An 11,596-nucleotide genomic window follows, 5' to 3' on the forward strand; every position below is an offset into this window, starting at 1 on the left:
AATAATGCAGTCAAAACTTATTTTAATGCAGGAGACGTTGCCAAAAGTTTCCACGACGAACATCATTAGCACTATATAGAGAGTAAGTTAATGGTTCCCCATTAAGCGTTTCTAACTGATCACTCGTTATCCTTAAACTGCCGACACGTTCACCTTTCCAAATAGGTGCTTCTAATTTTTTCTTTTTATATTGTGTTCCAATTGTATAGTCCGTTTTTGTATCATACGGACTCCAAATAGTTACTTGTTGTGGCGTGAGTTTCATTGTTTTTTCAACACCATTAGCTACTTTACGTGTTGTTACTGATGATGGAACTTTTATTTTTTGTAAATGGTCCTCTGTTTTAAGGATCTTATATAAATTCTGAGTAGCCTTAAATCGGTTGTCTTTATTGCTTCCTTTTGAATGTAAGATAACAGTAATAATGCGATGTCCTTGATACTTACCTGTACTTGCAAAACAAGCTCCCGCACTGTCAGAAGTCCCCGTCTTCAAACCATCAATCGTTACTCCTTTTACAGCGTACTGCTCTCCCGGTAACATCTTATTAAGATTTTTTTCAGTCTTAACTTGATCTTTCGCTATTTGAAATTTTACTTCTTTTTGTGCTGTAATTTGCAAAAGTTCAGGATAATGTGTCACAAAGTATTGCGATAAAATGGCAACATCACGTGCACTCATTGTATTAGCAGCATTATTAGGAAGATCAGCTAACTTAAAACTTTTCATATCTCCATTATCTAATCCAACTGAATTAACAATGTTGGTCTTAGTCATTCCAATTTTTTTTGCTTTTTGCATCATTTTAAGATTAAATTCATCGGTTCCATCCCCGGTAGCGGTCGCAAGTGCCACGGTAGCTCCATCAGCTGACTTTACAAGGGCTGCATTGATTAATGTCCGAACTGAATAAGATTGACCAGATTTTAGGCCGATTGAAGAATAAGCAGCATCATTAGAAATAGCCGCAATTTCAGGAGTTATTTTTACTTGAGTATCCCACGAAAGCTGCTTCTGTTGGATTTCATCTTCTATTACCAAAATAGTTAATAATTTTGTAATTGAAGCCACCGGAAGAGCCTTATCTACATTTTGCTTATAGATAATTTGCCCCGTTGAAGCATCAGCCATGATCGCTGCAGAAGCATCAATTCGATTATTTGCTAATACCGATTGACTTCCTACCATTAGCATCATGAATAGAGATAAAATAAAAACTGTCAATTTTTTCATAAAATCTATTCTCCTATTTTCTCCAAGTACGGTAAGATAAACTTAATAATAAATAATAAAGGAATTCATTATGAATAAAGAACTTAAATCTCTGCTTTTCATCTCAACTGGCCTATTCCTTATTTTTGTTCTAATTTTTAATCTTTATACATATAATGCTGCTAGATCTATTCCCCAAGCTAGCAAAACAAGCCAAATTCTTAACCAAAATCGACTTCGCGCCCCTAACATCCACCGTTCCTCGGAAAATTGGGCATACCCTAAGATCGATAACGCTCCTATTGAATTGGTCGCCGTCAAACAAGCAAAAAGAATTCTAGTTATCAACTCAAATAAGCGACAAGTTATTTACATCATCCACGCACAAATTAATTTACCAGCACAAAAAAATTCTTTTCGCTTACTTCATGCTCGGGGACAGCAAATTTATCACATTAATGGTTCCCAGCAAGCCATCGCTAAGAACTGGTTAGGCATTAATGATGGGAACTACATTGAAACCCCCGTTACAGATATGAATAATCATCAGGTCCCACGCAATCTACGAAAAGCACCCAAGATCGAAAACACTATCCAAGTGTCAACCCCCGATGCTAAATGGCTTCAAACTTTGCCTGAAAATACACCCTTAATAGTTAAGGAGGACTATTAATATGATTTCACGATTAAAACATGGACGTTTTTTTAATCACTTATTTGGAAGTAATCTTATTTTACTAATAATAATTATCTTTTATAATCTTCTTACATACTTCATCCCATTAATCAAAATTTCAATCACGCAAATAATTTTTTTCTTTCTAATAATCGATCTGTTCTTGATTATCTTTAAAATTTTAGCGCTACAAAATTAGCCGACAATCTCAATCTTAGTACCGACTGGCAAATTCTTTTCCATCCATTGTGCGTCTGGCACTGAAAGCCGAATACACCCGTGAGAACCCTGTGTTTTTCCAAGTTTAGCAGCTTCTTGTTCATTATATTTTCCGTCTGCTTTAGTCGGAACACTATGGAACAAGTATTCTCCATGATTCTTCCAAGAAACGTAGTAATTAGCTCCCTCTTTCAACGATTGATTGAAGAAGCTATCTCCTCGCTCTTGTTGAGCATAAAATGTTCCTGTCGGGGTCACACTTTTCAGCTTACCAGTTTTAGGATCTTTTTTATAAATTCCACCTGTGCTATACATTGTGTAAATGACTTTTGAACCATCATACAAATATGTCCGATTATTCTTTAAGTCAACTTTAATCCAAAAGTCCTTCACCTTATTCAAATCTGGATACGGAACTGTTTCCGAGGACTTATGCCAATCAATTGGGGTTCTCATGTGACTTTCGCTGTTATCGATTTCCTTTTCTTGTGTTGGCTTTTCTTTTACTTGCGATTCAACTACTGCTTTTTTGGGATGTGCATTTGAAGCAGCATGTAATTCTGGACCAATTGCAATTATTGCTACTAATAAGCAAAATATTCCATAAATCCAATGCTTTACTCGTAAGTTCAAATTAATTTCTCCTTTACAGATAATTCAAAACATCACTATTATAATTATAGGGAATTTTTTATTCAATATACTTTAAAAAAGGTGTACAAAATGCGAGATAATCTTAAAGTTTCATACTTAACTGCTATCTTTTTCTTTATTGTTGCTATCATTTATGCAAATCTTGCGTAATAATCGTGAGGATTCTACTATGACATCATTTTTTTCATTCATATCAAATATCTGGTCGTATATCATCAACCATAAATGGTCAAAGGATATTTTAAGAGCCAACATCCTTTTTATTCTTTTAGTTATTATTTATGATCTTTTTCACTTTTCATTAAAAATAATTAGTTGGCGGATCTTTTTCAAAGTATTTCTGCTATTAAATATTTGTTTGTTTTTTAAGTTTCTTTTAGATGGCATTGATCGCTATTTAAGGACACGGTAACTTTATAAATTCTTTATTGAGTTATCAATTTTCCGTGCTAAGATAGGAACGTAATTATTTATTTTCGATTTGAGGAAGGTACAATGCATTCATATATTAAATACTGGATAGCAGGAATAGGAGCATTATTAATTATAATGATTGCGGGGATGACTGTTCACCAGAAAAATCATTTCAACAAAAACGTAACCATCAATAATGTTGCCGTTGGGGGACTAACAGCCAAGCAAGCTTTTGAGAAGGTAAAGGGGACCTCAGGAGCCACCAAGGTATATGTTGACAATAAGCTAGTTTACCAAACTAAATCTATGAAGGCTAACTTTAGCAATAATGATGAACAAAAATTTAATCAAGCACTGAAAAAGCAGTTTACATTTTTCCCATCTCATAAAGCAACAAACTTATCAATAAAGCCAGATAACTTTGATCAAGATTCGTTTAATATTGCGAAAAACAAATTAACTAACAAGGTATATCAACTCAACACAAGTCGTAAAGCTCCCGTTGATGCTTACGCGGTCTACCAAAATGAGAAAGTTTCTGTAGTTCCTGCAGTTAAGGGTAATAAATATGATTTACAAAACGCTGTTAATCAACTAAATAATCAAGCCGGAAGTACTAAAATTAATATTACTTTACATAAGGAATAGCCGATTGCGGCAAATAGCAAAACCGTTAAGATCGAGGAAAAACAGTTAAATAAGTTAAAAGGAAAGGAAGTTACTTACCTCGTTCAAAATGAAAAGTATAACCTCACTACCAATCAAATTATTACCCGGGCAACTTATCAAAACGGCAAGTATCATTTCGACACTACGGCCTTAAATAAACAAGTAAAAAAAATTAATGAGAAACATGCAACTCTTGATAAGCCATTTAAATTTAGAACTCATTCTGGAGCAGAAATTACCACTACAGCTAATGGTTCCTATGGTTGGAAAATTAGTGAGAAAAAAGCTGGCAATTCATTAACTAAAGCAATTATCGATGGCCGCCAAGAAGTTGATGGCGAGCACGATATTGAAGGAAAAGGCTATAACACTGCTGGACTCGGCTACAATGTTACATCCAATAATGGTATTGGCGACACTTATGCTGAGGTTTCATTAGCTGACCAACGAGCTTATTTCTACAAAGATGGTAAATGTGTCCTTGAAACAGATATCGTTAGTGGAACTAATAATGAAGGTAACAAAACGCCAAAGGGAGTCTGGTATATTATGTACCAACAAAGTCCTTCTGTTCTCCGTGGACAAAACGATGATGGATCAAGTTATGCAAGTAAAGTTAATTATTGGTCGCCGTTTACTTTAACAGGATGTGGCTTCCACGATGCAAGTTGGCGGCACAATTGGTCCAAGACTGCTTACCTAAGCGATGGTTCGCACGGTTGTATTAATATGCAACCAAGCGTGGCGGGACAAGCCTTCCATGATTTAAAACAAAATGAACCCGTTATTATTTATTAATGCTCTAGGGGGCTCTAGCGTTCGGTTTCCGGACGTTAGAGGCCATTGTTGTACTGCGTATTTGCTTTTTATGAAAGTAACTTAACTTATGTCACAGTCCCTATTATTTTAAAAGAACACCTAACCGGACTGTGGTGAAAAACTCGCAAGCTAGCTTACTTTTTATTCTCTTAATTAATATATACGTAAAAAATTCTCCTTTGCACCTCATAATTCTAAAATAGTGGTACAGTAAAAATGTATCTTAACCTTAGGAGGCTTAGATTATGACTGATAAAATTGTTACTGCAGAAGAAATGCGACATTACGATTTTTACACCATTAATACAATCGGTATCCCTTCCCTTGTGTTAATGGAACGAGCTGCCTTAGCCGTTCGCGATGAAATTTTACATGCTTTTCCGATTGCGCTAAAAGATGTGGTAGTAGTAGCTGGCAGTGGAAACAATGGCGGGGATGGAATAGCCATTGCACGCTTGCTTCATATTGCTGGTGTCCATGTAACAATCCTCAATATAGGTAATCCTCAGCATGCATCTGCTGAACACCAAACACAAGAAAAAATCGCGCAATATTATCAAATTCCCGAAACCTCTGATCTCGCTGTCCTTAATAAGGCAACATTAATTGTCGATGCCATGTTTGGAATCGGAATCGATCGTGCAGTAAAAGGAGCTTATGCCGACGCGATTAATGCGATCAATAACACTGATGCGGTTGTCGTTGCAGTAGATATGCCATCAGGAGTTAATACTGATACTGGAGAAGTAATGGGAACTGCTGTCAGAGCTACTACAACCGTAACTTTTGCCTATAATAAGGTCGGCTTAACCAAGAATGACGGAAAAGATTACGCAGGAAATGTTGTCGTTGCAAATGATATGGGAACCTATGCAGTAGACTGATTGGAATATTATTTACCGAGCCGTTTTACTATTAATCGCTGAATATTAATATTATTATAATAAGTGACGAACGTTTCAGTGAACTAATTTGGAGGTAAATAATATGTCAGAGTTAACAACCAAATTATTTATAGATGTTAAAAATTTTGAAAAATACCAATCAATGTTAAAGTGCCAAGTACACATTGAAGAAGAACGTCATGGTGATTATTGCTTACCAGGTTTTCCTGATCGTCACAATTTCCACCGTCTTCTCCGGATTTTACGTAAACATGATGACGGTTTAACTAGCAAACAACTAATTTACGACTTCGATTACCGGCCAAGTGACCTTGAAGATGCTACCAAGGCATTAGTAACAAACAATTTGGCAAATACCACCCCAATTAACGAGGAAGACTATAAAATTCGGCTTAACACTGAGGGTATTGAAGTTGCTGATAATTTGCTAAAGCGTCGTGACAAGATTGCTGAAGCTGCTTACCACACATTAAGTGAAAATGAACAACGAGAATTAGACCGGCTCGTAAATAAGCTAACTGAGGATTATGCGAACCGCGACGTAAATTACAACGCCCTTGGAAATATTTGCCGTTAAAATATAATATCCTATTCAAAAAAGGCAGAGGCTAAGAGAATTCGTTCTATGATCTCTTAGTTTCTGCCTTTTTAGTAGCGACAAGTCTTATTAAGAAAGTACTTTCCCGCTCACTTTCAATTTAGTTATTTCAAATATTCTGCCGGATTTGCTACAAAATCGCTCACTTTAATAGTTGTTGCATCCTTAGTAGCAGCATTCTTTAGTTGGAAAGTTCCTTCTTCAACTTCACGAGCACCAAACACTGCAAAGTACTTCGCATTACGACGGAAAGCTTCTTTGATCTGCTTACCAACTTTTACCCCGCTGTAATCTTTGTCAGCCACAATTCCTTGCTGACGAATTTTACTGAGGACTTCAAATGCCATTTCATCTCCTTGCTGATCTGCACTAGCAAAGAAGACGTCTAATTGGTCTTGAGGAGCAAATGCAGGATTTTCTTCTTGGAGTAAGAGCATTAATCGTTCAACACCCATTCCGAAGCCAATTCCACCTTCTTCAGGGCCACCAAGCTGGCTAATCAACCCATTATAACGGCCTCCTGCACAAACAGTCGTGTACCCACCACCAAATACTGGTGAGTCTGACATAATTTCAAAAATAGTATGGTTATAGTAATCTAGGCCCCGCACCATATTGGTATCAATTTCAAAATCAATTCCTAATTTATTTAATAAAGCCTGCACTTCGTCAAAGTAAGCTTGTGATTCTTCATCAAGGTAATCAAGGATTGATGGAGCTTCTGCAACAATCTTCTTATCACCCTCATCTTTACTATCAAGTACACGCAATGGATTCTTGTATAAACGTTCTTGAGAGTCTTTACTCAATTCATCATAGTGAGGCTTCAAGTAGTTAATTAATGCTTCACGGTAGTCTTCACGAACCTTCTTATCCCCAAGAGTATTAATAACTAATTTAACATTTGGTACCCCAAACTTCTTAAAGAGCGCCATTGCCATCGAAATAACTTCCACATCAATTTGTGGTGACTCATTGTTTAATGCTTCAACCCCAATTTGGTGAAATTCACGTTGTCGCCCTGATTGTGGCCGTTCATACCGAAACATTGGCCCCATGTAATAAACTTTATAAGGTTTAGGATATTCTGGACCATAGAGCTTATTTTCTACATAAGCCCGTACTACTCCAGCTGTTCCCTCAGGACGCAATGCAATATGCCGATCACCTTTATCATGAAAATCGTACATTTCTTTTTCAACAATATCTGAAGTATCGCCCACATTTCGTGAAAAAACATGGTAGTCTTCAAACATCGGTGTTCGAATTCCACGGTATCCAAACTGGTTAAAAACTTCGCGCGCATTTTGTTCTACTTTTTCCCAAATGCTTGTAGTTCCTGGTAAGATATCTGCGGTTCCCTTTGGCTTTTGATAATCCATATGTTTCCCCTTTCGTTACGTATAAAAACAAAAGCCCTCTAAGACTTTAACAGCCTTAGAGGGCGATATTCATCACTGTTCCACCTCTATTTTACAGTAACCTCACAGTCACTGCCTCATGGAGTTGCGTTAACTCCTGATGATAACGGAATCACCGGAACAGACTACTAAAATTCATCCTTTCAGCTAGTAGAGGTGGATCATGTCTGCTCCCAGCTCTCAGCTCAACTGGGTCTCTGTCAATTACACAGGCACTTTGTTTCTACGTCAATGCTTTTATAATACATTAGTGATTTTACCATAGCTTACAGATTTTGGGTATCATTTATCCAAATTAAGCCGTCGCTGAACTCGGTGTAAATGCCATAAATAAAGACAGATAATAATCAGAGTACCGGTCATTAGACAAAAGACTGAAATAAATAAAAATTGATAACTTCCTTTTTCAATGACAAATCCACCGTACAATGGACCAATCGCCCGTCCAACCGACATCATAATATTAAGCAGTCCTTGGTAATGCCCAGCTTCATCAACATTAGTCAGTTGCGCAATCCAAGCAGGCAAGCCAGCAAAACTAGTCATTTCACCAATTGTTAAGATTACAAAATCAATAACAAAAGCTGTCAGGGTCCGAGCAAAAATTAATAAGAGAAAGGATAAGGCAAAAATAAAGATTCCCACAATAATTTGCGTTGATAAACGAACATAGGGACTTAACTTATTAACAAGTGGTTGGCCGATAATAATTAACACCCCATTTAATGTCCATAACATACTATAGGCATAAAATGGAATCCCCATGTTTGTCATATGAACTGCCATTACACTTTCCCATAAAGAATAGCTTAAATGAACCGTAATATAGTTTATGAGGATAAACCAAACTAAGATGATCCATCGCGAATGCAATTGGCGGGAATCATGATAGTGTTCTTGTATCTCTGAATTATCTTTAATTGCATCTACAGCCACATTAAATGTTAAAACTACTACTAACATTAACAAGGCATAAAAGATTGTTGCTACAGCAAAAACTACCACTACACTAATCGGCAGAAGAACGCCGACCAGCAACGTTCCAATCACAACCCCAATATTAAAGGCCATATAAATATAATTAAAAACATAGCGGGAAGAATGATCGCTAACCAACGTCCCATAAGAATTAACAATCGTGGCATTGATTCCATCACCAAAGCTGTTAATTGTAATTAGGACAGCATACCATGGCCAATCATGAATAAAGATCAATAAGAATATTGCTAGTGTTGAGAGGCTAACTCCTAAAATAGCTGTTTGATATTGTTTCCAATGGTCAAATAACCACCCTCCCAAATAATTTCCCATCATCATGGCAATCGACATTATTAACATCACAAAGCCAGCAGTCGTCAGAGTTTGGCCAAGGTAATTATGAAGATACATAGTTGTAAGCGGCCATAAAAAAGCTGCCCCTGTGTTGTTTAACAGACTTGCAAGGGCAACCCATTTTAATTTTACTGTTTGCTGTTCCATTTTAACGTTCAGATACCATATCAGAGGAAGGTACACGTAAAAGCGTATAGGTTACAGCACTATGATTTGCTTTTAACCCTAAACCATTAATAGCAGTATTTTTATACTTTACATCCATTACCGCTGCAAAAGCATGTCCTGTCTTGGCATCCTCTTTTTCTAATTGCTTTTTATCCCATGGCAAAGCGCTCGCATCTAAGGTAACTATCCGCGATCCATCAGCAACTGATCCATACCGTGAATTTGTTGTGTATTTATCATTTCCAGCCCAGTACGTATATGACACAATTGGGTGCTTGCCGCTTTTACTCCGGGTCGCTAAAACATAATAGAAGTCATCTGAATTATTTCCCATTTGAAGGGGATGATAAGTGATTGAAGTCTGTGTTTGTTGATGATTATTAATGTCAACTGGACGGAAAAATGTGAGATATGACATCCCCCCGAGCCAACATAACGAGACAACTAATAAGATCACGTAACGGATCACTAAATTTAATTTAAATACTTTTTTTGTCTTCGCAATCAGCATTAATTGTTTAACACGGATATAGTGGATTACATAACAAAAAAAGGCAATTGCACATATCCACGATAGCCATCCTAGCCAATTCCAACTCATAATTTTCAATACTCCATTCTCTAAATTATTTACTATGATTATCACACAAATTGATCCACTTGTCGTTAAATCTTAATAACAAACGAATAAATTTAATAAAATAACTACAAGGATAAGTTCAAACTGTGCTAAACTAATTTTTGGTAACAAACTGTGTCTTGATTTAGAATAAGAGATAAGGTTAGTATTATTTAATAATATACCTACTAAGGAGGAATGTTTTCATGGACAATTTGAGTGAGCTTGCTCAAGAATTGATTAATTTTGAGCGCGAAAATGACTTAAATGATAATGAAGTTGCTTTCGGCAGTCATTTATCTGTTGAACGAATTCACGAAATTAAATCATCCAATACCCCAGTAACTTCAGAGGAAGTCGAATTGCTTCAACGGTTCATGCAAAGTAAGTAACATAACCATTCATGCCATTGTGGCAAAATCAAAATTTAATACCTTCTAAAGCAGAACTAATAATATTTCTCTGCTCTAATCTAAAAAAGGATCTAAAAGAAAACATCACTTTCTTCTAGGTCCTTTTTCTGCTTATTTTGGTTGATAAAATTCAACCGGAACAAGTTTAGTTTCTATCTTTTCATGAGGTGTTTCTATTCGCTTCATTAAGGTCTCAATTAATTCTTGTGCCAACAATGAAATTGGTTGGATTACTGTTGGAAGATAAGGCGCTACTTTCCGAATTAATCGCGAGCCATCATAACCTGTAATAAAAAAGTCTTTATTTATTTGCTTTCCTGCCTGGTAGTAAAGATTGCTAATCGTTAATGCTTGAACGTCATTAGAAGCCAGCACTCCATCATAATTACCAGGGAACGTAGCCTCAAGATCCAAATGCTGGATAGCTAAAGGTTCAAAATCTCGTTTTTGTTTGTTCAAAAAATCAAGTGCCCCTTGAATTCGATTGATGGTAGGCGAAACAGAAGTATCTTCATCCACAATTACCGCTAAGTGTTTTACATCATGTTCTACTAAATACTTCGCTGCTAGTTCACCCCCATGATAACTATCAGCTGCAACAATTGGAATATTGTCAGCAAGGTATCTGTCAAAAGAAACAATGGGAGCAGTAAGTTGATGATATTCCTCTATTCCCAGATTATGAGAACCCGAAATAATCCCATCTACTTGATTTGCCATCAACATATTTAAGTATTCATGCTCTATTTCCGGATTTTGTGCCGATGATGCAATAATTGTTTTATAACCCTTTTTAAATAACTCATGTTCAAGCTCATTTGCTAGTTCTGCAAAAAATGGATTAATTAAATTAGGAAAAATCAAGCCAACAAACTTAGATGGTTTCCCCTGCATCGCCCGTGCCAAGGCATTTGGTTGGTAATTCAACTCTCGCATCGCCGCATGGACCTTATTAATCGTCTTTTGACTTAAAGAACCATAATTATTTATTACTCTTGAAACAGTAGTTACTGAAACCCCCGCTAACTGAGCAACATCTTTTAACTTAGCAACCATTCTAAAACTCCTTGATTAATTTCGTTTAAGCTATTCCATTATTATAGCTCACCATATTTGAACAATCGACGGTTACTTTAAATATAATTTTAATCGCTATTTTTCCACAAATGGGTTCTATTACATATGTTTAATTTATCATTTATCCAAAAATATTTTTCATTTGATAAAACATGTTTTGTGAAGATGATAATTATTGATTTTATGATATTTTCTCCCCTGTTTTAAAGGATTTCACTTGCTTTTTTACCTTCAAATTAAATTGACGCTAAAGAGAATTAATGCTAGTTTATAGGTAGTTGAATCTTTAGAACTTCTTAAACTTTTTTGACCTTTTTGATATTATTTTTATTTATGAAATGATTAATAAGCCACTTTTAGGAGTAATGTTTAGGAATTTCAAATATAACTTAAGGAGTC

The 11,596-nt window shown here is 36.0% G+C and carries 10 protein-coding genes and 1 pseudogene; 5 read left to right on the plus strand and 6 right to left on the minus strand.

What is annotated here, in order from left to right; genetic code table 11:
* Positions 1–22: 22 nt before the first annotated feature.
* Positions 23–1,234 (minus strand): D-alanyl-D-alanine carboxypeptidase family protein, encoded by a 1,212-nt coding sequence (locus LREU_RS09585; protein WP_003669327.1) that lies wholly within the window; start codon positions 1,232–1,234, stop codon positions 23–25.
* A 70-nt stretch (positions 1,235–1,304) separates the two neighbouring features.
* On the opposite strand from LREU_RS09585, the gene LREU_RS09590 reads away from it, so the two are divergent.
* Positions 1,305–1,886, plus strand: coding sequence for a hypothetical protein (locus LREU_RS09590; RefSeq protein WP_003669329.1), 582 nt, complete (start codon positions 1,305–1,307; stop codon positions 1,884–1,886).
* Positions 1,887–2,084: 198 nt separating this feature from the next.
* Here LREU_RS09590 and LREU_RS09600 read toward each other — a convergent pair whose 3' ends face one another.
* Positions 2,085–2,741 carry a L,D-transpeptidase gene (locus tag LREU_RS09600; RefSeq protein WP_003669331.1) on the minus strand — a complete coding sequence of 219 codons (657 nt, stop codon included), beginning with the start codon at positions 2,739–2,741 and terminating at the stop codon, positions 2,085–2,087.
* Between the two features lie 516 nt (positions 2,742–3,257).
* On the opposite strand from LREU_RS09600, the pseudogene LREU_RS09605 reads away from it, so the two are divergent.
* From LREU_RS09605 to LREU_RS09615, 3 genes and pseudogenes are all read left to right on the plus strand, one after another.
* Positions 3,258–4,643, plus strand: a pseudogene (locus LREU_RS09605) (L,D-transpeptidase).
* Between the two features lie 266 nt (positions 4,644–4,909).
* On the plus strand, positions 4,910–5,548 hold the full coding sequence (locus LREU_RS09610; RefSeq protein WP_003669336.1) for an NAD(P)H-hydrate epimerase: 639 nt from the start codon (positions 4,910–4,912) through the stop codon (positions 5,546–5,548).
* Between the two features lie 103 nt (positions 5,549–5,651).
* A complete protein-coding gene (locus tag LREU_RS09615; RefSeq protein ID WP_003669338.1) occupies positions 5,652–6,146 on the plus strand; it encodes a winged helix DNA-binding protein in 495 nt (164 codons plus the stop codon).
* A 125-nt stretch (positions 6,147–6,271) separates the two neighbouring features.
* Here the strand turns inward: LREU_RS09615 and hisS are convergent, their stop codons facing one another.
* From hisS to LREU_RS09630, 3 genes are all read right to left on the minus strand, one after another.
* Positions 6,272–7,549, minus strand: coding sequence for a histidine--tRNA ligase (gene hisS / locus LREU_RS09620; RefSeq protein WP_003669340.1), 1,278 nt, complete (start codon positions 7,547–7,549; stop codon positions 6,272–6,274).
* A 321-nt stretch (positions 7,550–7,870) separates the two neighbouring features.
* Complete coding sequence (locus LREU_RS09625; protein ID WP_003669342.1) at positions 7,871–9,067, minus strand: MDR family MFS transporter; 1,197 nt, start codon at positions 9,065–9,067, stop codon at positions 7,871–7,873.
* Position 9,068: 1 nt separating this feature from the next.
* Positions 9,069–9,689, minus strand: coding sequence for an LVIS_2131 family protein (locus LREU_RS09630; RefSeq protein WP_011953594.1), 621 nt, complete (start codon positions 9,687–9,689; stop codon positions 9,069–9,071).
* Positions 9,690–9,913: 224 nt separating this feature from the next.
* Between LREU_RS09630 and LREU_RS09635 the strand changes: the two genes are divergently transcribed.
* Positions 9,914–10,099 carry an LBP_cg2779 family protein gene (locus LREU_RS09635; RefSeq protein WP_003665077.1) on the plus strand — a complete coding sequence of 62 codons (186 nt, stop codon included), beginning with the start codon at positions 9,914–9,916 and terminating at the stop codon, positions 10,097–10,099.
* 132 nt (positions 10,100–10,231) lie between these two features.
* On the opposite strand, the gene LREU_RS09640 is transcribed toward LREU_RS09635, so the two are convergent.
* Positions 10,232–11,176: a LacI family DNA-binding transcriptional regulator gene (locus tag LREU_RS09640; RefSeq protein WP_003669344.1), complete on the minus strand. Its 945-nt coding sequence runs from the start codon at positions 11,174–11,176 to the stop codon at positions 10,232–10,234.
* Between the last annotated feature and the right edge of the window lie 420 nt (positions 11,177–11,596).

Origin of the sequence: Limosilactobacillus reuteri subsp. reuteri, assembly GCF_000016825.1 — a bacterium.
GTDB lineage: Bacteria > Bacillota > Bacilli > Lactobacillales > Lactobacillaceae > Limosilactobacillus > Limosilactobacillus reuteri.